This window comes from Neorhizobium sp. BT27B (assembly GCF_050455485.1).
In the GTDB taxonomy this organism is placed as follows: domain Bacteria; phylum Pseudomonadota; class Alphaproteobacteria; order Rhizobiales; family Rhizobiaceae; genus Neorhizobium.
This window is the reverse complement of the sequence record NZ_JBCIYT010000009.1, coordinates 1-26616: the sequence shown is the minus strand read 5'-3', so window position 1 is coordinate 26616 and position 26616 is coordinate 1. Positions and strand designations below refer to the sequence as shown.

Sequence of the window (26616 nt, the reverse complement as noted above, 5' to 3'; positions counted from 1 at the left end):
TCAGTCGATGTCGAACTTCACACCCTGCGCCAGTGGCAGCGTGCGACCATAGTTCAGCGTGTTGGTGGCGCGGCGCATATAGGCGCGCCAGGCATCCGAACCCGATTCGCGGCCGCCGCCGGTTTCCTTCTCGCCCCCGAATGCGCCACCGATCTCGGCACCCGAAGGGCCGATATTGACATTGGCGATGCCGCAATCCGAGCCCTGCGAAGAGACAAAATTTTCCGCCTCGCGCATGTCGTTGGTGAAGATCGACGACGACAGGCCCTGCGGCACATCATTGTGCAGGGCAATGGCCTGATCGAAATCGGAATAGCGGATCACGTAGAGGATCGGTGCAAAGGTTTCGTCCTTCACCGGGCCTGTCTGGTCCGGCATTTCCACGATGGCCGGGCGTGCGTAATAGGCCTCGGTGGCATCGTCGGAAAGAACTCGTTCGCCACCAGACACCTTGCCGCCGGCGGCGCGTGCTGCGTCGAGTGCGCCTTGCATCTTGTCGAAGGCAGCCTTGTCGATCAGCGGGCCGACTAGATTGCCTGCCGTCAGCGGGCTGCCGATCGTCACCGACTGGTAGGCCTTGATCAGGCGTGGCACCAGCTGGTCGTAAACGCTGTCATGCACGAACAGGCGACGCAGGGTTGTGCAGCGCTGGCCGGCCGTGCCCATGGCGGAAAAGGCGACGCCGCGCAGGGTGAGGTCGAGGTCGGCGGTCGGGGTGACGATCGCGGCATTGTTGCCGCCGAGTTCGAGGATCGAGCGGCCAAACCGCTGCGCCACGCGCGGGCCGACGAGACGGCCCATGGCGGTGGAGCCGGTGGCGGAAATCAGAGGAACTTTTTCATTGTCGACCAGCACTTCGCCGATCTCGCGGCCGCCGATCAGCAGGGTCGAGAGGTTTTCCGGCGCTTCGTAACCGGCATCGCGATAGCGCTTTACGGCTTTCTCGAAGATCGCCTGCGTGGCGAGCGCCGTCAGTGGTGTCTTTTCGGATGGCTTCCAGACGGTGGAATTGCCGCAGACCAGCGCCAGCGCCGAATTCCACGACCAGACCGCGACCGGAAAGTTGAAGGCCGATATGATGCCGACAACGCCGAGCGGATGCCAGGTTTCCATCATGCGGTGATCGGCGCGTTCTGTGGCGATGGTGAGGCCATAAAGCTGACGCGACAGGCCGACGGCGAAATCGCAGATGTCGATCATCTCCTGTACTTCGCCCAGACCTTCCGACGTCACCTTGCCGACTTCGATCGATACCAGCTGGCCGAGTGCATCCTTGGCGGCGCGCAGTTCCTCGCCGAGAAGACGGATCAGTTCGCCACGCTTGGGGCCGGGCACCTTGCGCCATGCCAGGAATGCTTGTTGCGCCTTGTCGATCGCGGCCTTGGCGTCGTTTGCGGAATGTTCCGGCAGGGTGCCGATTTCCTTGCCGGTGACGGGAGAACGAACGGCCAGCGTGCCGCCCTTGTAGCGGGAGGTTGCCACGCCGAGATCGGCGAGAATGCGGTCCACGTCGGCGGCGAGGTCGAGTGTGGCAAGGGTCATATCGGTCTCCAGTTTTTGGTGCGTTCTCTATCCGGGAACGTCGTGATTGCGTGCAATGTACAAGCGGCGACGGCTTGCGCAATCGCGGCGATGGATATTTGTTGCCCGTTCAGAAGCGTTCGCCGGCAAAATGGGCGATCTGCGCACCCGCTTCGTAATAGGCTTCCTTCAGCCCCCGCAGCGATGGCAGCTTTGGATCGCTGACCGGCAGCGGCATGTCCTCTTCGGGAAGTCGGCCGAGAATGTGCTCTGCCAGCACTTTTCCGAATGTCGTGCCGGGCGCGATGCCGCGGCCATTGTAACCACAGAAACCGATGACATTGCGGTCGAACCTGTGCAGGCGCGGCAGGGCATTGTCGGTCATGCCGATCTGGCCGTACCATTCCGCCTCGAATTCGATTTCGCCAAGCTGTGGAAACAGCCGCGCCAGAGACCGTTTCGCCCAGCCTTTGTGGATGCCCGTCCCGGTGCCGCGCAGAGCGCCGACGCTGCCGAACACCAGCCGGCCGCTGCGGTCCATGCGGAAAGAGGAAAGCACCTCCTTCGTGTCCCAGCAGCCTTCGTGGCCGGGCAGGATGGAGCGTAGCAGATTATCCGAAAGTGGTTTGGTCGCGAGATTGAAATAGGGCAGATGCACCTGCTCTTCCCGGATCACCTGCCATGGCCCGGTGCTGTAGGCATCGGTGGCAACGATCACCCAATCGGCCGAAATTTCGCCATGGGCAGTGCGCACCACATGTTTTTCACCTACCTTGTCGGCGGAAACCACGGCGCTGCCGGTAAACAGCCTTGCCCCCGCCTTTACCGCCGCATGCGCCAAACCTCTGGCATAGGCAAGCGGCTGCAGTGTGCCTGCCCGCATGTCGAGCAGCGCACCGGCATAGGCGGCACTGCCCACCCGCCGTTCCGTCTCCGTGGCATCGAGTATCGAAACCGGTGCCCCGCGTGCCTGCCACTGGCGGGCGCGTTCCTCCAGTTCCTTCAAACCTTCGGCTCCGACGGCCAGATGCAGCGTGCCGTTTTCGACAAGCTCGCATTCGATGTCGTGTTTCCTGATCGTCTCGCGCACCAGCGCCGGGCCATTGCCGAGCAAAGTCAGTGCCCGCTCGCCGTAAACCGGGCCAAGCTCTTTTGGAAAATCATCGGGCATGACCCACATGCCGGCATTGATCAGCCCGACATTGCGGCCGGCACCGCCGAAACCGATCTCGCTCGCCTCCAGCAAAGCCACGCTCACACCGGCTTCGGCCAGATGCAGCGCGGCCGAAAGGCCGGTGTAACCACCGCCGACGATCACCACATCCGCCGTCTCGGCTCCTTCGAGACGCACTGTTACCGGCGCTGTCGGAGCCGTCTTTTCCCAAAGGCCGTGCGAACGTGGATTGTCGAGCATGATGCGATATCCGGATGACGCGATGCCACCATCTTTACAGCTGCAGTTTAACCGTGAATATCGACATGTTTTCAATACGTCATTCGCTGGAGGAATGACATGCTGCCGCCAAGGCGTTTCTTTCCGTCCTTCTCTCTGCTCATCGCTTTCGAAGCCGCCGCCCGCACCGGCAGCGTCACGGCAGCTGCGCGTGAGCTCGGCCTCACCCAAAGCGCCGTCAGTCGCCAGATCACAGCACTTGAAAGCCAGCTTGGAGCAGCCCTCTTCCTGCGCGAACGCCAGACGATCCGGCTGACGCTTGCCGGTGACACCTATGCCCGCGAAGTGCGGGAAGCCTTGCGGCGCATATCCAGCGCCTCGCTCAACCTGCGGGCCAATCCCTCGGGCGGCACGCTCAATCTCGCTGTACTGCCGTTCTTCGGTGCCCGCTGGCTGACCCCGCGCATTGGCCGTTTTTGCGAAAAACATCCGGGCATGATGATCAATCTCATCACCCGGCTGGAGCCGTTCGATTTCCGCTTCGACACGCTGGATGCCGCCATCCATTTCGTCGAGCCGCGCTGGCCAGGCGCCGAGCTCACTTTCCTTCTGCAGGAAGATGTGCTTCCGGTCTGCAGTCCCGACTTCAAGGCAAAACATGGGCTGCAGACGCCGGAGGATGTGCTGAAAGCGCCGCTGCTGCATCTCAATTCGCGGCCGGATGCCTGGGAAATCTGGCTTCGCAGCCGATCCATCCTGTTCGAAGCGCTGCATGGCATGCTGTTCGACCAGTTCGCGCCAATGGTCGAGGCCGCTGCGGCGGGGCTCGGGGCTGCGCTTCTGCCGCGCTTTCTCATCAGCCGCGAACTGGACCAGGGGCTGCTCATTCCGGCCATCGAAAACGGCGGTATCGACACCAGCGGCTATCACCTCGCCTATCCGCCCGACCGTGCCTCCTATCCGCCGCTCAAAACGTTCCGCGCGTGGCTGCTGGACGAAATTGCCGCCGACACGACGATACGGGATCGCTTGCGAACACCGGCCTGATCGGCCAATAGTCGGTCATCCGATCCTTGGCGGCTTAAGTGCGGCCCGACTGACAGGAAGATTTCGATGAAACCGATTTTTGTGCAATTGCGCTGCACACCCGGCAAGACCTACGAGGTTGCCGATGCTCTCTACAAGACCGAACTGGTCTCGGAACTCTATTCCACCAGCGGCGACTGGGATCTGCTGGCAAAAGTCTATCTGCCGGAAGGTGAAGAGATCGGCCGTTTCGTCAATGAGAAGATCGCCTGCATTCCCGGCATCGAGCGCTCGCTGACGACGATGACGTTTACGGCGTTCTGATTCGGCCGGATCGAATCGCGCCCAACAAAAAAGCCGCCCAACATGGAGCGGCTTTTATTGTGTTCGGCCGGATATCCGGCGTTTTCGGAAGCATGGTTCTGTCATGCGTGTGCCGGGTTTGCGGAGCGCGAACGCACCAGATGATCGTGAATGGCGAGCTTCACTTCGTCGGTCGAGCCAAACCGTTGTTCATCCAGATCGATGACGTGGAATTTGACGGCGATGAACTTCAACCGGTTGTCATCCGGCACAACGATACCGACGGGTTCGCCGCCATATTCTATAACTTGCTTTTGCATAGGTAGACTCCTGCAGTGACCGCGGCAAAGGGCAGCACTGCGAAATGACATAAACTCAGAAAACCGAGGACTTACTTGAGACCGTAGACGGTGATCGTCACATTCGACAGCGCGGAGAGGAGACGCACTCCACGCGTTTAAGTCGACGCACGCCCGGTTTAAGAGTGGCGGTAATGTAGGTTGTAATCGACATGTCACTCTCCCTGTTGGCGTTGCGTTTGGGTCAAACTGGAATCACTGAGTCCAGTATCGAATGTTATCTACGACGAAACTCATTTTCGATCAACGAAAATCAATTTAGCTAGAATATTTTTCTTTATGATGACAGGATCACGGCAAGTTTGTGAAATCTCATTCGCAAAATCGCCGTGTCTGGCAGCTCAACCTAGATAGTGAGCGTCACCTCGTCGGACAAGGGATCGCTCCCGTCCTTACCTTCACGATCGACCACGCCAATGTTTTCATTGGGTTTTTCTTCAGGTGGCGCATTTTCTGACAGTATTGCTGACAGCGCCTGAGCAAAACTTTCAGCATTGCCACGTTCGAGGCAAAGTGGCGGGCGAAGCGTCAGTTGTCGCGGATCCTCGATATCGGGCATCACGAAACCGCGTTTGCGAAGCGCCCGCGCCATGGTTTCGGCCCCTGATTCGGGCAGAACAAGATCGATGGCGAGACCTTCGCCGTGAATTTCGATCCCGTATTTGGTCGTTATCGGTTCCAGTGCCGCACGCAAATGGCCGCCCACCACGCGGGCGTTTTCCAGCAGGTCGTCGTCACGCAGGGCAGCAAGGGCTGCAACTGCCACGGCATAATCGACGGCATCGATCCCGGTTGTGATGCTGCCGCCAAGCGTGTTGCCGAGGTCGCTTCGGGTTACCAGCGCCGCCAGCGGCTTTCCGGGCAGAATGCTTGCGGTGACCACGATATCGGGCAATGGGCCGTCCTGTTCAAATTGCCAGATGTGATGGCCGGTGCGGCCAAAGCCCGTCTGTCTTTCGTCAGCGATGCGCAATGCAGGGACGGGGTTTTCAGCAATTCCCTCTTCAAGGTCGAAAAAGCCTGGCTGGCGGTCGTCGCTGCGCAACAGGTTCTGCGCCAGTTCCATCATGTCGCGTTCGCTGCCGATGGCCGCTATTACATCCAGCCCCTGCGGCAGGGTTTTCAGCAATTGTGCACGAAAACGCTGCTCCGGTGCGAAGACGGTCGAGCCTGAAAGAAGAGACCATTGCCGATAGGCGGCCTCTGCCAGCGCCGGATGGCCGTGGCCGACAATGCCGGCTGCCCCGGAGAAGTCGATGGAGGCGCGGCCGATGCCATCATAGACATGCGCGCGCCAGCCACGCACCGGTTCGCCCTGTTTCGGCACCGGCGCATCGATATCGATGCCCAGCAGCTGCGAGGGGGAAGGGCAGAGCCTTTTCCACGCACCGGCCCGCGAAGGCGTGGTGAACAGCGGCGGTGTGATTTCGGCGCTGCAGCACAGTCTTATGCGCAGGCCACCCACCGACCCTTCCGCGCCGGCCACGGAGCCTATCGCGTCTTCCGCAAACAATGCCATGCCTTCGGCAAGCGGGCAGACCAGTCCTTCCAGATAAAGCGTGGCATCGCGGCCCGCCAGAACCAGCTGCTGGCCAACTTCCTTCAATATGCCGCCGAACGGTGCTACCACCACGCTGCCGGCCGGCACGCATATGTCGATATGCAGGGCAAAATTGTCGGCCTCGGTGCCGTCATTGCCGATGCTGCGGGAAAGCCTGTATTCGCCGTAACGGGTGGCCCCCATATGCGTTTCCCAGGAAACCCGCGCCAGCAGGCGCCAGTCGATCTCGGGATCGGTCCAGTTGCCGTCGATCAGCAGAGGGCTGTCTATCCCCAGATCGACAAGGCGGATCTGGTCCAGGTCGATTTCCGGCAGCAGCCGGCAGATTTCACCGGCAAGTATCGTCGGCGTGTCGTTCTCGAAATCGGTCGCATCCAGAATGGCGGCTTCCATCAGTGCCGGGTGCACGCCGGTCGCGACCGCAAATACCTTTTGACCGACATGGTCGGCTGATGCAGCAACCGTGCTGCCGTCCTTCTCGATCGACGCATTGGCGATCGCATCATGTTCCGCCTGTGCGGCCAGCACGCAGGCGCGGGCGACGATCAGTGGCCACAAGGCCTGCAATTCGGGTTGCGTCAGCGGATGGTTATCGTGGAAGGCGCGCACGGCGGGCAGAATGGCGAACGGATCGTCATTGCCGCGGGCAATCAGGTCGGCGCAGGTTACCGCAAGGCTTGCCACCAGCCAGCCGCGCACGACGCCGCCAACATCGGTAATGCCCTCGGCGCGCCAGTTGCCTTCTTCGGTCAGCCGGCCGGTCATGCGGTCAAGCGTCAGATCATGCTGCACCGGTTGAATGCGCAGCATGGGCCCAAGCGGCTGCACCTGCCGAAGTGCCGTGACCAGAACCTTTGCAATCGGGTCGCGCACTGCATGGTCGCTGACGCCGCTCAAAAGCCGCAACACCACCGGCCCGGCATGACGAAGGTCGGTATCGACGGATCGCTCCAACCCCGGTTCGTCGAAATCGGCAAGGCTTTTGGCCATTTCACCGGCCAGCCGGCCGATGTCGGCCATGTCTTCGGCGTTCAGGGTGTGGTTCTCCGGCCGCCTGGTTCCATCATGGAGCGTGATGAGGCGAGCGACCTCGCCGTTTTCTCCCGCCGATGTCACCACATCCAGTCCGTCCTGCGTAAAAACCGGTTCCGGCGCGTCCGGCGCATCGGCTTGCCGGGCAAGATGTCTCAGTATCTTTGCTTCCAGCGCCAGTTCGGCTGCACTGTCGGCGTCGCGGATATCCAGCCGGTATCGCATGTGGCCGTTGTCGATCACATAGGCATTCGGTTCGCCGTCGATCGGTTGGGCGTGACCGGTAAGGCCATAATGTTCGCGAAGAATCTGCTCGATCGCCATGGCAGGCGTGGTTTCGTCCGGGCGCTGAGGTGGGGTAATCGTCTCGGCAGAAAGGTCGGACATTCAGATCTCCGAAGGGTACTCTATGACAAGATTAGGGCAGCGGCGGCCCACGTCCATAGGCTGCACTTCATCCTTGTTGTTGCAGCGCTTTTACACGCCGATCAGGTCGGATGGTTTACGATCCGTAAAACCTAAAAGTGTCGGATAAAACTTAAGCATTTATGCATGTGGAAGAGCTAGTGTTTTCTGGGATTGAGGATCGAGACGGACAGTTTTTCGGAATGATGGGCGATGGCGCGTCCTGAAACTGTTTCGAAACGGACCAGCACACGGATTGAATGGCAATGACCCTTCCACTGGTTCTTCCACGCTCAGCGTCGTTGCCGACCACCTTTGGTGGGACCGTGGGTCTCTATACCCCATCGGCAGGCAAGGTTCAGCCTTGTGATCTCGCCGTGCTTCTCGCAAGCCCATGGGGGCTGGAGGAGATGTGCACGCGAAAATTCTGGCGCATCCTTGCCGAAAAACTTTCCGATCGCGGTATCGCCAGCCTGCGTTTCGATTATCCGGATACCGGCGATGCTCTGGATGGCGCTTGCGAGCTTCAGGGCCTGAGCGCGTGGACACAAAGCCTCGTGCAGGCCGCTGCCGAACTTCGCCGGATTTCCGGTTGTCGGAAAATCGTGGTTCTGTCGCAGGGTCTCGGTGCCGTCGTGGCCACCGATGCGGTGCCGCTTCTGAATGATGTCGAAGCCATGGCCTTTCTGGCGCCGGTCACGTCCGGCCGCATGCATCTGCGCGAACTGGCAATCTGGTCTAAGGTGGTGGATGAAAATCTTGGCCTGACGGAAGAGCAGCGTCACGGTCCGGGCGTATCGATCGCTTCCTTCGTCATGCCGCCTGCGGTGGCGGATGATGTGCGCAAGGCCGATCTTCTAAGCCTGAAAAGCATGCCGGCAAGCCGCTGCCTTGTCATTGCACGGTCGGATCGTCCGTCGGATGCCGGTTTTGCATCGCATCTGAAGACGCTCGGCGCGGATGTAACCTGCCATACGTTCGAAGGATATGACCGGCTGGTCTCGAACCCTCTGGCGGCGCGTGTGGCACCGGGCCTGATCAACGATCTCATCGACTGGATCGCTTCACTGCCTTCCGCACAGATCGCGCTTTCCAGCCCAACCGTTGCGCAGTCACATGCCCTGCCGCTTTCGGGAGATGGTTTCGCGGAAACACCGTTGCGCTTTGGCCAGTATCATCGTCTGTCCGGCGTTCTGTGTGAACCACAGGGTGAGCGAAAGGGGGCTGCGGTCGTTCTTGTCGGTTCCGCCTATGACCGCCATTGCGGCTGGGGCCGAAGCACGCTCATGCTGGCGCGCGAGCTCGCCCGTTCGGGTATCACTTCGCTGCGCTTCGATACTGCCAATGCCGGTGACAGCCCGCCAAGGCCGGGTGAGCCCGAACAGGTGCTTTATGGCTCCGGCCAGAACCTCGACCTGCAGGAAGCTGTCGGCTTTCTGCAGTCGCTCGAGGCGCGGCCTGTCATCGTCGCCGGGCGCTGCAGCGGTGCCTATCTTGCCATGCAATGCGCCGAAGCGGATCCAGGTATTGCTGGCGTCGTCGCCGTCAACATTGCGACCTTCCGCTGGAAAACCGGCCGTTCGGTCGAGGAAGCGGTCAGCAATGCTGGCCGCAGCCTTGGCGAATACGGCGCACGTGCATTGCGGCTGGAAACCGTGAAACGCATTCTGCGCGGCGAGGTCAATGTCGTCAGCGCGTTCTTCCATATCGGCAAGGGCCTGTGGGGCCGCGTTCGCAACCGCGCACTTGGCATGGTGCGTTTCTGGCTACCGCATGGTCGCTCCGTCAGCGCGCTGTTTCATAATCTGCAGGCGCATAACAAGCCGGTGGCATTGCTCTATAGCGAAAACGATTATGGTCTCGAAGAATTCGACTACTATTTCGGGCAGGGCGGTGGCCGCCTTTCCGGTTTCCCCAATGTCAGCGTGACCATGATCCCGGCCGCCGACCATAACCTGACGCCGCCTTACGCACGTGAAACCTATCTCTCGGCCATTCGTCACATGGCACTGAATATCTCGGTGGAACAGCAGCCGGAAGGCGCGGCGCAGCCATCCATGGAAGTCGTTCAGGCAATCTGAAACATCGAACTGCCGTCAGAAGCGGGTTACAAGCCCGCTGCCGAGCGCGCTGATCGACCCACTCGGCAAAGCGCTCGCGTCAATATCATCAAGCGGTAGTAATGCCAGCTGTTTCGCGGCTCCAGGCGCCAGATGAAATCCCGTTTCCGCCGCGCGAAAACCCTCGATGCTGATCGAAACCGATTGCGCCAGCCGATCGGTCTGCACCTGCAACGTCCAGCCGCCGTCCTCGTTCTTCACAAGGCTCGCCTCGATCGCGGCGGCATGCAGGGCACGCGTCCGTCCCAGCGGAAAATGAAAGGCATCAGCGATTATCTCGCCACTCGCCGTATCCTTCAGCCGCGCCACGGTCACCTCATGCGAGGGCGGGCCGAAACGATAGGCATAGGTCGTATCGAAAAACGCGCCAAAAAAGTCGGTTGCCGCCAGTGTCACGGCCTGTCTCGGTTCCAGCGTCAGCGCCCTGTTGCCGCTCACCACCGGCTGCCGGCCATCGCGCAGGCAGGCAAGCTCGACCACCAGTTCACGTGGTAATGCGCCGTCATTGATGACATGCACATCCAGCCCGTTGGTGCCTTCGTCGGAAAGAACCACCTGTACCGGGCGAAACGCCCGTTTCAGCGCATGCCAGGTCGATTTCGGCCGCCCCGTCGCATCGATGACACCCCAGCCGGCGCCGGGCAGCAGATCCTGCAGGGTCCATACCAGCGCACCATTGCAACTCGAGCCCGGCCGCCGCCATTCGGCGAAGGTCGCTTCAACCACTTCGGCTGTCGCGGCGCGGGAAAAGGCGAGGTAGCGCTCGGGGTCCTCGTAACGCAGCCTTGATGGCTCGAAACCATAAAGTTCCTTCAGATAATGCTCGCGCACATCCTCGAAATCCCATGAAGTGCCGGCGTCGCGTGGGACCCGCGCCTTCCAGCCCGGATCATGCGAGGGCGGCACAGGAAGATGGTGGTCCAGTGTTTCCGTATCCGGCACATTGGAAAACGCCAGGCATTCGGCGGCAAAGCGCACATTGGCGCGGCGGGCATCGTCAAGCGGCCGGCAATAGGCACCGACGCCGTAATAATGCGCCACACCGGCATTGGGAAAAAACGGCAGCGCCCCGCCGCTCGGCGAGTTTTCAACGTAAGGCGCATCCGGTCGCCCTTCGCGGCAGACTTGCGCCAAAATCCCGGTCGCCAGCGCGCTTCTCCATTTGGCCTCCGGCAGGCCCATCATCGCGCCCTGCTGAAACATCTCGCTGCCGCCGCACAGGATCGCCAGCGACGGAGAGGCGGAGGTAACGTTCAGAAATTGTTCGACTTCCGATTTCACGTGAATCAACAGGGATTCATCATTAGCCGGGTAATCGAAGTTGGCGAACATGAGGTCCTGCCAGACCATGATGCCCAGTTCGTCGCAAAGCTGAAAGAATTCGCCCGTCTCGTAGGCAGCGATGCCGGGAATGCGGATCATGTTCATGACTGCTTCCGCCGCCAGTTTCAGCCACGGCTCGTAGTCCTTGCGTCCACCGGGCAAAGAAACGATGTCGGCGGAGGTCCATACCGCACCACGGCAGAAGATCTTTTCGCCGTTGACGCGAAGGGCAAAATCATTGCCGTCGTGCCCGCGATCGGCCTCGATGCGCCGAAAACCGGTGCGACCGATGATGTGTTCACCGCTGCCGTCGCTGACGATGACATCATGCAATGCCGGTTCACCATGGGTCTGCGGCCACCATGGTTTTATATCCGGCAGATGCAGCTCGGCGCGGCAGTAACCATCGGCAAACACGAACGCGGCTTCCCGGCCATCGCAGAGAAGCCGCAGATCCGGGGCAGGGCTGCTGGCGGCAAAACTCACGCTGAGTATACCTGTGCCATCGTCCTCCAGCGTCGCAATTATGGAAAAATCGCGTGCCTTTTCAGCCGTGCGCAAAAGAGAAATCGCCCGCCACGGCCCCACCGCCACCACATCCGGGCACCAGCCGGGCATAAACCCCAGCGCCGTTGTGCGAATCAGACGCAGACCCTGCGAACGCATCATCCTCGGCCGCCAGCGGGCGCGTGGGCCGGTTTTGGCCAGATGCGGGCCGATGGCGCGAAAACACATGGCCAGCCGATCGCTACCGGTCAGAACGACGGGCACGTCATGCGCCTCGAACATGGTTTTCGAGGTCAGGATCAGTTCGTCGTTGAAATACACCTCGGTTATCGTTGCCAGTCCGGCAAACCGCAGCACGGCTTCACCCACCGCTTCGCTGGTCAGATCGAGCTGATACCAGGCATCGATGTTTTCCAGTGAGGTCGGATTTGCCGCATCGAGCCTTTTCGCATCCCGCAGGGCGGAGGCTACGGTTCCGGGCACCGGAGCGACTATCCACTCGGCAGTCTCGGGAATGTCACGGGGTGTCGCATAGGCCCCGGCATCGCTCAATGTCAGCGACCAGCCGTCTGCCAGAAACCGTTCACCGTCCCTCATCCGCCATCCCCATTGCCGTGCCGCTGTAAGAGATGGCTTAGGCGGCCTCGCGGGTGTGCGCAAGTTCTGCGCCAAGCCCCGCCATCAGCGCATCCCAGGCGTCTATCGCCGGGTCGAGGGCCGTTGCCAGCGGTTCGAATTTCTTGCGTGCCAGCGCCCGCGCCAGCACGAATTGCGCGGATTTCGCCGTTTCGGCGATCTTCAGCGCGTGAGTTGCCTGTTCAGCCCGGTCGAGCCAGATCAGATGTGCCGCCAGAAGTTCGAAATTCGCGCCCAGCTGTCGCAATGTGTTGAACGCGTATTTGTGAAAATAGGCGAACTCGCGCTCGGCCAATACTGCCGCCTGTGCGGGAAACACGTTTGCAAAAGCCCGCACCGGATTATGGTCCGGTCGACGCGCAAAATGCCGGCCGAGCAGCCGTTCCGCCTCGGCGCGCATATGGCTGGCCTCAACCTTCCGTGCCGGAAATTTTGCAAATTCCGTATAGGGCAGGAAAGGCGGATCCTTTTCCGTCAGGTGATGCTGAAAGATCCCCGAAAAATCTTCGCCGGAAAGCGAGAAGAAGCCGCCATTATGGAAATAGTCCATGCTACGCCCGGCCACATCCAGCCGGTTGATGGCAACCGTCGTCTTGCCATGCTCGGTGCCATAGGTCAGGCCGCGCGTGTCGGGCAGATAGAAACTGTCCATTTCCAGCAGGCACAAACGCCCGCGGGAAATCTGCTCCAGCACATGGTTTTCCGGTCGGTCGAAAATCGCCAGTTCGGTGACGCGGATATCGTAGAGTGATTCGAGGTCTTCCAGAGGCACCTTGAAGAAGGTGAACTGATCGCCTTCGAAATCCTGGCTCAGCGTAAAACCCAGCATCGCTTCCGGCGGCAGGCCGGCTGCCGAAAGCACCTCGATCCACAGGTCGACGTAACAATTGGTTTCCGGCCAGATGCGGTCAGTCGCATGCAGAACATGCGGCTGATGGTTTGCCGGGTCGGCCTGCGGGAAGACAGTGGTCATGATCAGCCCCAAAGTGCTGCGCGCACGTGTTCCGGCCAGTCTTTGACATCCAGCCCATGCGTATGGAACAGCGCCAGCGCAATACGCTCCAGCCCGAAGCCGACGCAGGCCGTATGCGCCACGCTGCCGTCTTCCAGGTTCAGGCCCCATTTGGTGCCGAATGAGTCCTGATGATAGTTGAAACTCATGCAGGCTGTCGGGTTGGCGGCCGAGTTGATCGGGATCAGCAGTTCGAATTTCAGGTTCTGGTCACGCTGGTTGTTGACCATCATCTTGCCGGCACGGCCGAAGAACGGGTCGTTGGCAATGTCGATCGTGACGTCGAGGCCGACGACCTTCATCATCGCGACACCGCGATCCATCCAGCTCTGGCGGAAATCGGTCACATGCTGTTCCGTTCCCATGCAGACATATTCGCGCATGCGGAAAAGCTGCTGGCGGGCCGGATCTTTGGAGGGCTCGTGGCGGAAGCAATAGCTCTGCAGGTCGAACAGCGCACCGCCGGCCGGCAGGTTGCCGCGGCGGGCAACGGTCGGATAGAGCGGATAGCAGGCAGCCGGCGTCAGCACGATGTCAGTGGCTTTCTGGTCCTTGGTCCAGTCTTCCTCGCCCACTTCCATGCATTTCAGCAGGTTCATGTGGTCGAGTTCGCCGCCGCAGAACGAGTGCACGGTACCGGCCAGCTGCGGGAAGCTTTTCATGTAGCCGCTGGTCTCGAAAAACGCGCGGTTCATGCCCGGCGGAAAGCGCATGGCTTCGGCGCCGTCACCACCGCCCACCTTGTCGATCAGCCGCTCGAAGGCGGCAATCACGTCTTCGAACTGGCCGCTGCGGCCATAAAGCCCGTCCACACCGGTATCGATCAGCAGGCCGGCATCGAACAGCCGGTCGAGAAAGGAGGTCTGCATATCCATCACGTCACCCCTGAGGAAAAGGAAAGATTGGTCGTGGATCTCAGCCGAGCAGGCTGAAATCCGGTTTCTGCACCAGAAGCATGGTCGCGCTGTTGGCGAGGATGCGATCGTTGGAAATCATCAGCTGCGCCGAATGCGCATCGCGCAGGTGGCGGCCGAGGCTATAGGGCGTGCCGTTCTTGTAGCCCATGATGCCGCAGATCAGCATCGCCTTGTTGATGATATCGAGGATCGTCTGCGACGAGGCGATCTTGATATTGTTCATGGCGACGGCAAAACTCATGGAAGACAGGCGGTCGCCATCGGCACGCGCGGCTTCATAGGTCTCGATGCCGGAAAGCAGGTTGGATTTCACCAGCTGCAAAAGATTGGACGCTTCGGCCAGATGCAGCGCACCGGGCGGAACCTGGCCGGCCGATTTGCGGGCGGCGGCACGCACAAAACTCTGGGCGCGAGACACCGCATCGGCGGCAATGCCGAACCACACGCCGCTCCACAAAAGGTGGCAGGTCGCGAGCATGGATTGCGCGGCAATTTCGGCAAACGGCTTTGGAAATACCTGTTCGGCCGGCGCTTCACCCTTGAACAGGAAACCGTCCGAGCAGGTGCCGCGCATGCCAAGCGTATCCCAGACATGGGTCTGTTCCAGCGTGTACTGGCCCTTGCGGAACACGGTCATCACCTGGTCGCTCGGGGCTGCATCGGCATTGGCGCGAGAGGTAATCAGAATGGCATCGGCCTGCGCACCGTAGGAAATCACGGTCGCGTCCTTGGTCAGGCGGCAGGTGGTGCCGTCGATCTCGATGGCGCAGATCGAATTGCGCAGGTTGCCGCCGATGCCGCCTTCGGTCGTTGCCGATCCCAAAAGCAGCTGGCGTCCGGCCACTTCCTTCATGAAGCCCAGGTGCCATTGGCTTTCCTCGCCGTGCTCCACCAAGCTCGAAAGCTTGATGTGATGCATGGCAAAGATCATCGCGCTTGAAGCGCAGGCCTGTCCGAGGATCGAGCAGACCTCGGCGATTTCCAGCAGCGAGGCGCTTTCGCCGCCATGGGCGGATGGCACCTGAATGCCAAGCAAACGCTCGGCCTTCATCGCCTCCACGGCCTCTTTGGGAAAACGGCCGTCCGCATCGACGCGATCGGCAAATTCTGCTGCGACTGCCGCCACGCGGTGCGCGCGGGTGCTAAGCGTATTGTCGGTGGCGAGTGCAGCGAGAGACATCAGGCGGCCTCGCGGCTCTTGATGATCTGCGCCACCGTTGCTTCGATCGCCGCAATGCTGGCGAAGGACTTGCGGTTCAAAAGGCTATCCGGGAATTCGATATCAAAGGCTTCTTCGATCGCCAGCATCACCTGCACGGATGCGAAGGAAGAAAGGCCGGCGGCATAAAGATCCGCCTCATCGGTGATATCCGTCACCGCCACGGGCAGGCCGCCAACACGGCCCAGCAATTCGCGAATCGTCTCGTTCATCTCGACATCTCCCACGCATTCAATTGTTCATCGATTGATGCTTGGGTTTTAGCGAAGAGAGCCTAAGGAACGGCAAAGTAATTTGGTGAAATCTTGGATGCGGGATTCTGTAGAATTTGAGTAAAGGGGCGGTATAAGGCTCCTCGCCTTTCGCGTGCCCGTCACTCCGGAGGATAGCGATGCGCCTCCCCGCGATAATCGCTGACCGAATAACAGCCGCCATCACGTCTTGCCGCATTCTCGCCGATTACCGCCTTGCCATGGCCGCCGGGAATATCCAGCACATAGGTCGGCTGACACAGGCCGGATATATTGCCACGCAGAGCGGAAACGATTTTCTGACCTTCCTCGATATCGAGGCGGAAATGGCCGGTGCCGGGGGCAAGGTCGGGGTGGTGCAGGTAATAGGGTTTGATCCGTGTCTCAACAAAGGCCTTCATCAGGTCGCCGAGAACGGCCGGGTCGTCGTTGACGCCCTTCAAGAGCACAGTCTGGCTCACCATCGGAAAACCGGCATCCACCAGCCGCGCACAGGCGGCCCGCGCCTGCGGCGTCATTTCGCGGGCATGGTTGGCATGCAGTGCCACATAAACCACCTTGCCGCTTTGCTTTAGCGCATCGATCATGGCGTCATCGATCCTGCCGGGTTCGACGACGGGCACGCGCGTATGAAAGCGCAGAATTTTCACGTGTTCGATCTCGGCCAGACCGCGCATGATTACTGCCAGCCGGCGTGGAGACAGCACCAGCGGATCGCCACCGGTCAGGATAACCTCCCAGATCTGGCGGTTGTCGCGGATATAACCGAGCGCCGCTTCCAATTCGTCGGGCGCCAGCGTTCCATCGCCCTGCGGCCCCACCATTTCGCGGCGAAAACAGAAGCGGCAATAGACCGGGCAGACATGCACGGCCTTCAACAGCACACGGTCAGGGTAACGATGCACGATGCCCTTGACGGGGCTGTGGGCGGCATCGCCGATCGGGTCCTCACGTTCTTCCGGCGTCGTCACCAGTTCGGCGCCATCGGGCACGAACTGGCGGGCGATCGGGTCGTTTTCGTCCGTATGGTCGATCAGCGCCGCCACGGTCGGTGTCAACGCGATGGCGTAGCGGTCGGCGACAGCACGCACCGCCTCCAGACGCTCCGATCCAATGAGGTTTGCTGCCAGCAATTCCTCGGGCGTCTTCAATGAGCGCACAGCGGTCACGAAAAAGTCTCCGCCACCGGCGCCCACATGACCTGATCGACCCGCGACGCACCGGTCGCCAGCATGGCCAGCCGGTCGAAGCCGAGCGCCGCACCGCTGGCATCCGGCATCAAGGCGAGGGCGTCGAGAAAATCCTCGTCGATCGGATAGGTCTCGCCGTAGATCCGGGCCTTTTCCGCCATCTCGATCTCAAAACGGCGGCGCTGCTCACCGGCATCGGTCAGTTCGCCAAAGGCATTGGCCAGTTCCACGCCGCAGGCATAAAGCTCGAACCGTTCGGCGACGCGCGGGTCGCGCGGCGAGGGGCGGGCAAGGGCTGCTTCCGAAACCGGGTATTCGCACAGAATGGTGGCGCGGCCATTGCCCAGATGCGGTTCGATTTTTTCGACCAGAACCTTGCTGAACAGGTCGGCCCAGCTGTCGTCGTCCGAAACTTTCAGGCCGACACGTCGCAGCTCCGCAGCCAGAGTGTCCCGGTCGTTTTCGCCGGTCGCGGAAACCGAGGAGAGGAGGTCTATGCCGGCAAAACGCTCAAAGGTTTGCGCCAGCGTCACCCGTTCCGGCTCGGCGAAGGGATCGGTCTCCATGCCGCGAAAGGTAAACCGTTTCGTGCCGGTCGTCTCGGCTGCTAGTTTCAGCATGTCGGCACAGTCGGCCATCAACTGCTCATAGGTTTCGCCGACGCGGTACCATTCCAGCATGGTGAATTCCGGGTGGTGCAGCGGGCCGCGCTCGCGGTTGCGATAGACATGGGCGAAGGTGACGATGCGGTTTTCGCCAGCCGTCAGCAGTTTCTTGGCCGCAAACTCCGGCGATGTGTGCAGGTAAAGCGGCGCGGCGCGGCCGTCGATGGTCAGCGCTTGCGTGGCAAAGGCATGCAGATGCGCCTCGTTGCCTGGAGAAACCTGCAGCGTGGCGGTATCGACCTCGACAAAATCCTGGGCGCCGAAAAACTGGCGCAAAGCGGCCTGCACCCGGTTGCGGCCGATCAGAAAAGGGCGACGGTCGGCATGGACGCTTTTTGTCCACCAGGGAGATGTGGATGCACCGGTGCGGGTCATGGTTGTTTCTCTTCGCCGCGCCGTGCTCCAACAGGGGCTGGCTATTTGGCGGATTTTGCGTTAGTTGCGCGGCCAAGGAAACCTGAAAAGCATCGCTACGGCCATTTTGCCAGTCCTCTACGACGTGGCTGGCCGAGTTACAAGGAAGTCTTATGGTCAAGGTCATCGCCTCATCGGTCCGCAAGGGCAACGTTATCGACGTCGACGGCAAGCTTTATGTCGTTCTCACGGCTGAAAACTTTCACCCGGGCAAGGGCACGCCGGTCACCCAGGTCAACATGCGCCGCATCGTTGATGGCGTGAAGGTGTCGGAGCGCTGGCGCACGACCGAGCAGGTCGAGCGCGCGTTCGTTGAAGACGTCAACCACCAGTTCCTCTACGAGGACGGCGAAGGTTTTCACTTCATGAACCCGGAAAACTACGACCAGATCGTTGTCGATGTCGAAACGATGGGCGACCAGAAGGCCTATCTGCAGGAAGGCATGGTCTGCATCCTGTCCATGCATGAAGGCATCGCGCTTGCCCTCCAGTTGCCGCGCCACGTCATTCTCGAAATCACCGAGACCGAGCCGGTCGTGAAGGGCCAGACGGCGTCTTCGTCCTACAAGCCGGCCATGCTGTCGAACGGCATCCGCACCTCGGTCCCGCCACATATCGATGCCGGCACCCGCGTCGTCATCGCCACGGAAGACAATTCCTACGTCGAGCGCGCCAAGAACTAAGCCGCTCTACAGTCCCGATATAAAAAGGCCCCGGAAGCATGCTTCCGGGGCCTTTTCGTTTGGAGAAGGTGAGGCGCGGAAACCGCGCCGCCCCGATTTACTTCTTGAGCGACTTCGCTGCGTAGACAGTCGGGCCCTTGGCGCCGGCCGGAGCTTTGCCGAAGGCATAACCGCCACCCATGGCAACGCTCAGCGATACATAGTCCTGCGCCATCTGGCGGATAGCCTGCGCAAGATTAGACTGTGCTTCCGAGACCGTGCGCTGTGCGTCCAGAACATCGAGCAGAGACGATGCGCCGTCACGATAGCTGGCAGTTGCAAGCGTCAGTGCTTCCTGGCTGGAAGCGACGGTTGCGCGGTTGGCAGCAACCGTGCGGCTGTCACGCGTAACCGCGGCCAGTGCGTTTTCAACTTCTTCGACCGCGCCCAGAACCGTCTGCTTCCAGGCGAGATAGGCTTCGCGTGCCGCCGATTCGCTGGCCGAGACGTTGGCTCTCAGCTGTCCGCCATCGAAGATCGGCAGATTGAGCGCCGGGCCGAACGACCAGCTGAGGAGATGCGTGTCCGAGCCGCCATTACGGCGAAGATACGAAGGCGAAATCGAGCCGCTCAGGCTGATGCTCGGATACAGATTGGCTTCGGCAACGCCGATATTGGCAACAGCCGCAGCAAGCGTGCGTTCGGCGGCGCGGATGTCCGGACGATTGCGCACGAGATCGGCAGGAACGCCGGCCTTGGCGTTGAAACGGGCAACTGGCTGACGTGCGCCCTTCTGCAACTCGCCGAGCAGCGAGGATGCCGGCATGCCGAGCAGGGTTGCAACACGATGTGCCGCCTGACGATACTGTGTTTCCAGGCTGGGGATAGTGGCCAGCGTGGTGTTCACCAGGCTTTCGGACTGTACCACGTCAAGGCGTGAAGCAGCGCCGGCATCCAGCTGCAGCCGGGTCAGGGACAGGGTTTCGTTGCGCGACTTCAGGTTCGAGCGGGCAAGCGCAATGCTTTCCTGATAATAACGAACGTCGATATAGGCGGCCGCGACCTGCGACAGCAGCGACAGGCGTGCCGTATCGACGGCGGCATCGGCTGCGCCGAGCTCGGCGATCGCTGCTTCCTTCGAACGGCGATAGAGGCCGAAGAAGTCGAGCAGCCAGGAACCTTCAAGGCCACCGTTGACGCTGAGGGTCGGCGTTGTGCTTGGGCTGCCGCGAAGACCTCTGTCACCCGAGCGCGTTGCAGCTGTGCCAAGGGTCAACGAAGGCAGGCCACCGGCACCGGCACTGATCACCTGGGCTTCGGCCTGATTGATGCGTTCCATCGCCTGCAGGATGTCAAGGTTCTGGTCGAGGCCCTGTTTGACATAGCTGTTGAGACGGGGGTCGCTGAAGGCCGTCCACCACTGATCGGTGGAGACATCACCATTGCTCTTGGCGCTGCCTTCGGCAAACTTCGACGGAAGCGTTATTTCGGGTGCGGAGTGGTCGGGACCGACGACACATCCGGACAGCAGTAGCATAACAATCGGAGCCGCTGCGCGTATGGAAACCATGTGCTTTTCCTAATCTAACGGATCAAGCGGCATCCAGCCGTCACGTCGTTTGTGCTTTGTCATTCTTTGCAAGCGCACAGGACGCAACGGCTTTCGCCGAATTCAAATCACCAAGTTAAATGACTGTTTTTTTACCTCTTGATAACCGTCGGACCACCACAAAGAGGGATGGCACGAAGAAAATTCCGAGGAGTGTTGCAGAAAGCATACCCCCGAGCACACCAATGCCGATTGCATTCTGCGCTGCGGAGCCTGCGCCAGTGGCAATTGCCAAGGGAACAACGCCCAGAATGAAGGCGAGAGAGGTCATGATGATTGGCCTCAAGCGCAGTTTAGCGGCCTCAAGCGTAGCCTCAAGCATTCCCATGCCGGTTTCCTGCCTGTCTTTCGCAAACTCGACGATGAGGATCGCGTTCTTGGCTGCGAGGCCGATCGTCGTCAGAAGCCCGACCTTGAAATAGACGTCATTCGACTGTCCCAGAAGGTAGGCTGCACCGACCGCGCCGAGAACACCGACGGGAACGGCAAGGATGACCGAGAACGGGATCGACCAGCTTTCGTAAAGCGCAGCCAGGCAGAGGAAAACGATCAGGATCGACAGCGCGTAAAGCATGGGCGCCTGCGAGCCGGAAAGGCGTTCCTGATAGGAAATACCTTGCCATGCCACCGTGTAGCCGCCGGGCAATGCCTCGACCAGCCGCTCCATCTCATCCATCGCTTCGCCGGTGCTGACGCCCGGCTTGGATGCGCCATCGAGCGAAATCGCGCTGGTGCCGTTGTACCGGGCAAGCTGCGGCGTGCCGCTTACCCAGTCCAGCTTGCTGAAGCTGGAAAAGGGCACCATCTCGCCGGCAGTATTGCGGGCATACCAGTATTTCAGGTCGGTCGGCTGCATGCGGTAGGGCGTGTCGCCCTGCACATAAACCGGCTTCAGCTCGTTGTTGAGCGTGAAATCATTGACGTCACGGCCGGCAAAAATGGTTGCCAGCATGGAATTGACCGCCGAAAGATCCACGCCCATGGCCCCCAGCTTTTCCTGATCCAGCAGGATCTTCAGCTGGGTTTCGGAGCGCTGGCTGTTGGAGCGCAGCGAGCTGATATAGGCGTTTGTACCGGTTTCCTGGATCAACTGTTGCGAAACACGGGTCAGTGCATCATTGCCGTTATTGCCGCTATCGACCAGATACATCGAGAAGCCGGCCGAATTGCCCAGCCCCTGAATGGCCGGCGGCAGAAGGGCAAAGACCTGGGCGTCGCGCAGGGTCAGGAAATGCGCCTGGGCGCGGTGCATGATTTCGGCTGCGGATTGACCGCTGCCGGTACGCAGATCGAAATCCTTGAGCTTGGTGAAGACGATCGCGTTGTTCTGGCCCGTGCCGTTGAACGAGAAGCCGAGCGCACCGAACACCGCTTCGACATTGTCCTTCTCCTGACCGAGATAGAATTGCTCGACCTGCTTGACGACCGCTTCCGTGCGTTCGGTCGTTGCGCCGACCGGCGTCTGGATGATCGTCATCAGCACGCCCTGGTCTTCCTGCGGCAGAAACGAGCTCGGCAGACGGGTAAACAGGAATGCACAGCCGCCGACGACGATAGCGAACATCACCACCATGCGCAGCGGGCGTTTGAGGAGATAACCGACGCTTCCGACATAACCGTTGGTCGCGTGGTCGAAATTGCGATTGAACCAGGCGCCGATGCCGCGCTGTTTTTTATGGTGATCGACCGGTTTCAGCATCGTCGCGCACAGCGCCGGCGTCAGCACGATCGCCACCAGGGCAGACAGCAGCATGGCCGAAACGATGGTGATGGAAAACTGCCGATAGATGACGCCGGTCGAGCCGCCGAAAAATGCCATCGGAATGAAGACCGCCGTCAGCACCAGCGCAATGCCAATAATGGCGCCGGTGATTTCGCCCATCGACTTTTCCGTCGCCTCGAGCGGCGAGAGACCTTCCTCGTCCATGATACGCTCGACATTCTCGACCACGACGATGGCATCGTCGACGAGAAGGCCGATCGCCAGAACCATGGCGAACATGGTGAGCGTGTTGATGGAATATCCGGTGAGCGCCAGAATGCCGAAGGTGCCGAGAAGAACGACCGGTACGGCGATCATCGGGATCAGCGTGGCGCGGAAATTCTGCAGGAAAACGAGGAGCACGACGAAAACGAGAACGATCGCCTCTATCAGCGTGTGCACGACCTTTTCGATCGACAACTGCACGAAGGGCGTCGTGTCATAGGGATACTGGATCTCGACACCGTCCGGCAGGCCGGCGGCGGCGCGCGTCAATTCACCCTTGACCAGCGCTGCGGTATCGATGGCGTTGGCGCCCGTCGCAAGGTTCACGGCAAAACCGGCAGACGGTAAACCGTCATAACGCGAGCTGCCACCGTAACTTTCCTGGCCGATCTCGACACGTGCGACATCGCTCAGTCGCACGTTTGCGCCGTTCTGCTCGACTTTCAGGATGATTCGCTCGAAATCATCCACCGTGGTCAGCTGGCTTTGCGCCGTCATCGTCACGGTCAGCTGCTGGCCTTGCGCCACCGGCTGGGCGCCGAGCGCACCGACGGAAACCTGGGTATTCTGCGCCTCGATGGCGGATGTCACGTCGGCAGCCGTCAACTGGTATTTGTTGAGCTTGAAGGGATCGAGCCAGACACGCATGGCATAACCCGAACCGAAGACGTTGATACTGCCGACACCTTCCAGACGCTGCACCTGATCCTCGATGGAGGTCGCAAAAAGGTCGCCGAGATCGACGGAGCTGCGCTTGCTGTCTCGCGATACCAAGGCACCGACCATCAGAATGCTGGAGGTCGAGCGGGAAACAGAGATGCCTTGGCTCTGTACCACGTCGGGCAGCTGCGACTGCACCAGCTGCAGTTTGTTCTGCACCTGCACCTGCGCAATATCCGGCATGATCGAGTTGCCGAATGTCAGCGTCACGGTCGAACGGCCGGTGGAGGAGGAGGATGTCATATAGGTCAGGTCATCGAGACCGGTCATGCCGTCCTCGATGATGCTGGTCACCGACTTTTCCACCGTCTCGGCGCTGGCGCCGTTATAGGTCGAACTGATGCGCACCGTGGTCGGCGCGATGTCTGGATATTGCGAGATCGACAATGTGGTGATCGCGAGCGCACCGCCCAGCATGATCACGATTGCGATTGCCCAGGCGAAAACCGGTCGCCGGATAAAAAACTTGGCCATTCAGATAAACCTTACGAACCGATTTCGGCGAATGCGGACAGCGTGGCGTCAGGGCGTCGGCTTTTTGGACGCTTCGGACTCGGTGACCAGCCCATTGTCATCGACGGTCGCTTCGACGGGCTTTACAGATGCGCCATCGGCGATCCATTGAAAGCCATCGACGATCAGCTTGTCGCCTTCATTGATGTCGGTATCCACCAGCCAGTTATTGCCGGAAACCTGGGCATTCGAGAAAAGCCGGGTTTCCACCTTGTTATCGGCGGTCACGAATTTTGCGGACAGCTCGCCGCGGGCATTGCGGGTCGCTGCGCGCTGCGGAAGAAGGTAGCCGGATTCCATGCCCAACGTAACCGTGGCGCGCACATACATGCCCGGCAGGATCAGATTATCGGGATTTTCGAACTGCGCGCGGATCTGGTAGGTGCCGGTCGTTTCGCTGACCGCCAGTTCCGACATGTCGAGGCGGCCTGTCTTGTTGTAGTCGGTGCCGTCTTCCAGCTTCAGCCGCATATCGGCCTGGTTCGGATTGCCCTTCAGGCGGCCGGCAGCAATGGCTGCGCGCAGTTCCAGAAGATTGGTGCTGGATTCGGTGAGGTCGATATAGATCGGGTCGAGCTGGCGAAGCGTCGTCAGCGCGGTCGTCTGGTTGGCAGTGACGATATTGCCGACGTCGACCTTGGAAATGTCGGTGACGCTGTCAAATGGTGCCTTGATCTCGGTAAAATCCAGATTGATCTGTGCGGATTGCAGCGCCGCCTTTGCCTGCTCGACGTCGGCCTGTGCCTGCAGAAGCGTCACTTTGGCATTTTCGAATTCGATCTGGGTGGCGCCGCTGTTGACCAGTCGCTCATAGCGCACGACGTTCGATTGTGCCGTCGGTACGCTCGCCTCCGCCTTGGCAAGGCTTGCTCGTGCTTCGGCAAGGGACGCGGCATAGCTGCTGTCGTCGATCTTGTAGAGCAGATCGCCGGCCTTCACCTCATTGCCTTCCTTGAACACGACTTCCCTGATCATGCCCGCAACCTGCGGGCGGACCTCGGCAGTCTGGAAGGCAACCGCGCGGCCCGGCAGGACGCGGGTGATCGGCTGTTCCTGCTTTTTCATGATCACGATACTGACCGGTGACGGCGGCTTTTCCGCTGCATTTCCGGCTTGGCCGGACGATTTTCCCGAATCACTGCAGCCGGCAAGGACCAGTGGAATGGTGAGAAGCAAAAGGCTGCGACGATTCATGATGTCATCCGGGCGGCATGGTTGCGGGTCCCGCTGATCCGCGGGAAAACAATGATGGCATGGCGGAAACCGCGGCGGAAGCGCGTTTCATCTGCCGAAATGTTAAATTATCTTAACAAATTGGCAGTGGTCACCTCTAAAAAAGTGACGTAATGCCAAAATCGTCACTTGGCAAACGGATTTTGCAGGGCGGCGTTCACGAGTTCGGCAAGCCCGTCGCAACGGTCATGCAGTTCGCCAAGGTCGGCATTGGCCAGAAGCACCGGGTGGAGGATGCTTGCAAAGGCTGCGGAAGCGCGCTGGCTCGCCGCGTTTGCATCCTTGCAATGATAGGTACCGGCGGCCATGCCTTGGGTGATCAGGTCCGCAAAAAGATCCTCGATCTTCTGCCGATAGATCATGGCGCTTGGCAGGTTCGCCTTTGAGACCATCAGGATCATCTCGAACAGATGCGGGTTCTCCCGGATGTCCTGTAAATGCGCTTCCATGATGTTGCAGGCAACACGGGCCATGCGGGTCGGCGCGGGCGCCTGCTCGTCAAGTGTTGCCAGGCGATCGACGAGGTGATGGATATGGCGTTCGCAAATGGCGTCCACCAAAGCGGGCTTGGAATGGAAATGTTTGAAGATATTGGCGGGTGACATCGACAGCGCCTGGGCGATATCGGCGATCGAGCAGCCGGCAATACCACGTTCGCGAAACAGGGTTTCGGCCGCCTGCAAGATATCTTCGCGGGTTTCCTCCGCCTTTCGCCTTGGCCTGCGCACCCTGTCCCTCGTCTTTTGTCCTCAGTTGCCTGACGTAATCCGCCCTTATTTCGGAAAATAGCTTTCCAGGTTTTTTCGCACCCGCTCGAGAACCGGGCCATCGCCCATATCCGGCTCAAAAACCCGGCCGGTAATCATCTCGAATGCGGTTCGGTAGACGGCAGCCGTCTCTTCGATCAGTGTCTGCGGGATCGTCGGCAACTCGTCCTTGTAGGGGTCGCAACGTTCGACCACCCAGGCGCGGACAAAATCCTTGTCGAAACTTCTGGGACGACCACCGCTGCGGAAAGCCTCATCATAGCTGTCGGCAATCCAGTAACGGCTGCTGTCGGGCGTATGGATTTCGTCGGCGAGGATGATCGTGCCGTTTTCGTCGGTGCCGAACTCGTATTTGGTGTCGACGAGGATCAGGCCACGCTCTGCGGCCAGCTTCTGACCGCGGGCAAAGAGCGCCAGCGCATAGTCCGAAAGCTGTTTCCACTGGTCTGACGTCAACAGTCCGCGCTCGATGATTTCGGCCGGCGTCAGCGGTTCGTCATGGCCGCCATCGAAGGCCTTGCTGGTCGGGGTGATGACCGGTGTCGGCAAAACCTCGTTGTCACGCAAGCCATCCGGCAGGGTCAGGCCGTACATCCGGCGTTCGCCCTTCTTGTAGAGCGTCAGCAGCGATGTGCCCGTGGTGCCGGCCAGATAACCGCGCACCACGATTTCGACGGGCAGGATATCCAGACGTTTGCCGACCACCACATTCGGGTCGGGATAGGCGATCACGTGATTGGGGCAGATGTCGGCGGTTGCCTCGAACCAGTAACGTGCCGTCTGGGTCAGTACGTGCCCCTTGTCGGGGATCGAGGTGATGATGCGGTCGAAGGCGCTCAACCGGTCTGTTGCGATGATGATGCGGCTACCGTCTGCCAGATCGTAATTCTCGCGTACCTTGCCATGATAGTGGTTCGGCAGTTCGGGAATGAAAGCTTCGCTGAGAACGCGCACGGGCAAGAACCTTCCGCAAGATGGATGATGGCCCGCTATCGCATGTTTTGTTGCCGGGAGACAAGGATGCTGCATACGGGTCGGCTCCATGAGCTTTGTGACGCTACAGGTGCCTATATGTATATAATGTATGCTCGTGCTACAGAAACATAGATAAATTCGATTAACCCCATAAAAATCAGCTACTTATCACATTTTTGTATTTTTATGAATTTGGTGTGTTGACGTTTTTATGTGTGTGGGACTATAACCCGGTCACTGACGAGGGCGGCGGCGCTGCTAGCGACGATGTCCTTCGTTCTAAAGAAACCTACATA

General features: G+C 60.2%; 20 protein-coding genes. 4 read left to right on the top strand and 16 right to left on the bottom strand.

All coding sequences use genetic code 11. The features are described 5' to 3' along the window. Both amaB and AAIH70_RS22275 read right to left on the bottom strand, forming a co-directional pair. Nucleotides 1–1542, bottom strand: a complete 1542-nt coding sequence (gene amaB / locus AAIH70_RS22280) for an L-piperidine-6-carboxylate dehydrogenase (protein ID WP_132278810.1) — start codon at nucleotides 1540–1542, stop codon at nucleotides 1–3. A gap of 109 nt (nucleotides 1543–1651) precedes the next feature. Continuing rightward, nucleotides 1652–2935 carry an NAD(P)/FAD-dependent oxidoreductase gene (locus AAIH70_RS22275; RefSeq protein ID WP_430035709.1) on the bottom strand — a complete coding sequence of 428 codons (1284 nt, stop codon included), beginning with the start codon at nucleotides 2933–2935 and terminating at the stop codon, nucleotides 1652–1654. A gap of 99 nt (nucleotides 2936–3034) precedes the next feature. On the opposite strand from AAIH70_RS22275, the gene AAIH70_RS22270 reads away from it, so the two are divergent. Next, nucleotides 3035–3961 (top strand): LysR family transcriptional regulator, encoded by a 927-nt coding sequence (locus AAIH70_RS22270; RefSeq protein WP_132278816.1) that lies wholly within the window; start codon nucleotides 3035–3037, stop codon nucleotides 3959–3961. A 66-nt stretch (nucleotides 3962–4027) separates the two neighbouring features. Further along, nucleotides 4028–4264, top strand: a complete 237-nt coding sequence (locus tag AAIH70_RS22265) for an Lrp/AsnC ligand binding domain-containing protein (RefSeq protein WP_132278819.1) — start codon at nucleotides 4028–4030, stop codon at nucleotides 4262–4264. 101 nt (nucleotides 4265–4365) lie between these two features. Here the strand turns inward: AAIH70_RS22265 and AAIH70_RS22260 are convergent, their stop codons facing one another. Further along, complete coding sequence (locus AAIH70_RS22260) at nucleotides 4366–4563, bottom strand: hypothetical protein (RefSeq protein ID WP_132278822.1); 198 nt, start codon at nucleotides 4561–4563, stop codon at nucleotides 4366–4368. Between the two features lie 385 nt (nucleotides 4564–4948). Further along, nucleotides 4949–7582: an aminotransferase class III-fold pyridoxal phosphate-dependent enzyme gene (locus AAIH70_RS22255; protein ID WP_430035706.1), complete on the bottom strand. Its 2634-nt coding sequence runs from the start codon at nucleotides 7580–7582 to the stop codon at nucleotides 4949–4951. A 284-nt stretch (nucleotides 7583–7866) separates the two neighbouring features. Here AAIH70_RS22255 and AAIH70_RS22250 point away from each other — a divergent pair, with 284 nt between their 5' ends. Then, nucleotides 7867–9681, top strand: a complete 1815-nt coding sequence (locus AAIH70_RS22250; protein ID WP_207908309.1) for an alpha/beta hydrolase — start codon at nucleotides 7867–7869, stop codon at nucleotides 9679–9681. Between the two features lie 15 nt (nucleotides 9682–9696). Here the strand turns inward: AAIH70_RS22250 and AAIH70_RS22245 are convergent, their stop codons facing one another. From AAIH70_RS22245 to epmA, 7 genes are all read right to left on the bottom strand, one after another. After that, nucleotides 9697–12147, bottom strand: a complete 2451-nt coding sequence (locus AAIH70_RS22245; protein WP_430035704.1) for a glycosyl hydrolase 2 galactose-binding domain-containing protein — start codon at nucleotides 12145–12147, stop codon at nucleotides 9697–9699. A gap of 37 nt (nucleotides 12148–12184) precedes the next feature. Then, complete coding sequence (locus AAIH70_RS22240) at nucleotides 12185–13159, bottom strand: DUF1839 family protein (RefSeq protein WP_430035702.1); 975 nt, start codon at nucleotides 13157–13159, stop codon at nucleotides 12185–12187. 2 nt (nucleotides 13160–13161) lie between these two features. Then, on the bottom strand, nucleotides 13162–14073 hold the full coding sequence (locus tag AAIH70_RS22235) for an amino acid--[acyl-carrier-protein] ligase (RefSeq protein ID WP_132278833.1): 912 nt from the start codon (nucleotides 14071–14073) through the stop codon (nucleotides 13162–13164). Nucleotides 14074–14113: 40 nt separating this feature from the next. Continuing rightward, nucleotides 14114–15295, bottom strand: coding sequence for an acyl-CoA dehydrogenase family protein (locus tag AAIH70_RS22230; RefSeq protein WP_132278836.1), 1182 nt, complete (start codon nucleotides 15293–15295; stop codon nucleotides 14114–14116). Further along, complete coding sequence (locus AAIH70_RS22225; RefSeq protein WP_132278839.1) at nucleotides 15295–15546, bottom strand: acyl carrier protein; 252 nt, start codon at nucleotides 15544–15546, stop codon at nucleotides 15295–15297. The genes AAIH70_RS22230 and AAIH70_RS22225 overlap by 1 nt, the downstream gene beginning before the upstream one ends. Before the next feature lie 161 nt (nucleotides 15547–15707). Next, nucleotides 15708–16754 (bottom strand): lysine-2,3-aminomutase-like protein, encoded by a 1047-nt coding sequence (locus AAIH70_RS22220; protein ID WP_132278842.1) that lies wholly within the window; start codon nucleotides 16752–16754, stop codon nucleotides 15708–15710. Beyond that, the gene (gene epmA, locus AAIH70_RS22215) at nucleotides 16751–17815 is read right to left on the bottom strand and encodes an EF-P lysine aminoacylase EpmA (protein ID WP_132278845.1); all 1065 of its coding nucleotides are present in this window, start codon (nucleotides 17813–17815) and stop codon (nucleotides 16751–16753) included. The genes AAIH70_RS22220 and epmA overlap by 4 nt, the downstream gene beginning before the upstream one ends. A 152-nt stretch (nucleotides 17816–17967) precedes the next feature. Here epmA and efp point away from each other — a divergent pair, with 152 nt between their 5' ends. Next, nucleotides 17968–18537 (top strand): elongation factor P, encoded by a 570-nt coding sequence (gene efp / locus AAIH70_RS22210; protein WP_132278848.1) that lies wholly within the window; start codon nucleotides 17968–17970, stop codon nucleotides 18535–18537. A 97-nt stretch (nucleotides 18538–18634) separates the two neighbouring features. Here the strand turns inward: efp and AAIH70_RS22205 are convergent, their stop codons facing one another. The 5 genes from AAIH70_RS22205 to AAIH70_RS22185 form a co-directional block, all read right to left on the bottom strand. Next, nucleotides 18635–20086, bottom strand: a complete 1452-nt coding sequence (locus AAIH70_RS22205) for an efflux transporter outer membrane subunit (RefSeq protein WP_132278851.1) — start codon at nucleotides 20084–20086, stop codon at nucleotides 18635–18637. A 115-nt stretch (nucleotides 20087–20201) separates the two neighbouring features. Further along, nucleotides 20202–23306 carry an efflux RND transporter permease subunit gene (locus AAIH70_RS22200; protein ID WP_132278854.1) on the bottom strand — a complete coding sequence of 1035 codons (3105 nt, stop codon included), beginning with the start codon at nucleotides 23304–23306 and terminating at the stop codon, nucleotides 20202–20204. Between the two features lie 48 nt (nucleotides 23307–23354). Further along, the gene (locus tag AAIH70_RS22195) at nucleotides 23355–24539 is read right to left on the bottom strand and encodes an efflux RND transporter periplasmic adaptor subunit (protein ID WP_132278857.1); all 1185 of its coding nucleotides are present in this window, start codon (nucleotides 24537–24539) and stop codon (nucleotides 23355–23357) included. A 164-nt stretch (nucleotides 24540–24703) separates the two neighbouring features. Next, a complete protein-coding gene (locus AAIH70_RS22190; RefSeq protein WP_132278860.1) occupies nucleotides 24704–25306 on the bottom strand; it encodes a TetR/AcrR family transcriptional regulator in 603 nt (200 codons plus the stop codon). Between the two features lie 45 nt (nucleotides 25307–25351). After that, a complete protein-coding gene (locus tag AAIH70_RS22185) occupies nucleotides 25352–26299 on the bottom strand; it encodes a phosphoribosylaminoimidazolesuccinocarboxamide synthase (protein ID WP_132278863.1) in 948 nt (315 codons plus the stop codon). Nucleotides 26300–26616: the final 317 nt, after the last annotated feature.

Excerpts from the sequence above, each read along its gene's own strand:
- amaB (WP_132278810.1), bottom strand. The coding sequence starts at position 1,542 with ATGACCCTTGCCACACTCGACCTCGCCGCCGACGTGGACCGCATTCTC.
- AAIH70_RS22275 (WP_430035709.1), bottom strand. The coding sequence starts at position 2,935 with ATGCTCGACAATCCACGTTCGCACGGCCTTTGGGAAAAGACGGCTCCG.
- AAIH70_RS22270 (WP_132278816.1), top strand. The coding sequence starts at position 3,035 with ATGCTGCCGCCAAGGCGTTTCTTTCCGTCCTTCTCTCTGCTCATCGCT.
- AAIH70_RS22265 (WP_132278819.1), top strand. The coding sequence starts at position 4,028 with ATGAAACCGATTTTTGTGCAATTGCGCTGCACACCCGGCAAGACCTAC.
- AAIH70_RS22260 (WP_132278822.1), bottom strand. The coding sequence starts at position 4,563 with ATGCAAAAGCAAGTTATAGAATATGGCGGCGAACCCGTCGGTATCGTT.
- AAIH70_RS22255 (WP_430035706.1), bottom strand. The coding sequence starts at position 7,582 with ATGTCCGACCTTTCTGCCGAGACGATTACCCCACCTCAGCGCCCGGAC.
- AAIH70_RS22250 (WP_207908309.1), top strand. The coding sequence starts at position 7,867 with ATGACCCTTCCACTGGTTCTTCCACGCTCAGCGTCGTTGCCGACCACC.
- AAIH70_RS22245 (WP_430035704.1), bottom strand. The coding sequence starts at position 12,147 with ATGAGGGACGGTGAACGGTTTCTGGCAGACGGCTGGTCGCTGACATTG.
- AAIH70_RS22240 (WP_430035702.1), bottom strand. The coding sequence starts at position 13,159 with ATGACCACTGTCTTCCCGCAGGCCGACCCGGCAAACCATCAGCCGCAT.
- AAIH70_RS22235 (WP_132278833.1), bottom strand. The coding sequence starts at position 14,073 with ATGGATATGCAGACCTCCTTTCTCGACCGGCTGTTCGATGCCGGCCTG.
- AAIH70_RS22230 (WP_132278836.1), bottom strand. The coding sequence starts at position 15,295 with ATGTCTCTCGCTGCACTCGCCACCGACAATACGCTTAGCACCCGCGCG.
- AAIH70_RS22225 (WP_132278839.1), bottom strand. The coding sequence starts at position 15,546 with ATGAACGAGACGATTCGCGAATTGCTGGGCCGTGTTGGCGGCCTGCCC.
- epmA (WP_132278845.1), bottom strand. The coding sequence starts at position 17,815 with ATGACCCGCACCGGTGCATCCACATCTCCCTGGTGGACAAAAAGCGTC.
- efp (WP_132278848.1), top strand. The coding sequence starts at position 17,968 with ATGGTCAAGGTCATCGCCTCATCGGTCCGCAAGGGCAACGTTATCGAC.
- AAIH70_RS22205 (WP_132278851.1), bottom strand. The coding sequence starts at position 20,086 with ATGGTTTCCATACGCGCAGCGGCTCCGATTGTTATGCTACTGCTGTCC.
- AAIH70_RS22200 (WP_132278854.1), bottom strand. The coding sequence starts at position 23,306 with ATGGCCAAGTTTTTTATCCGGCGACCGGTTTTCGCCTGGGCAATCGCA.
- AAIH70_RS22195 (WP_132278857.1), bottom strand. The coding sequence starts at position 24,539 with ATGAATCGTCGCAGCCTTTTGCTTCTCACCATTCCACTGGTCCTTGCC.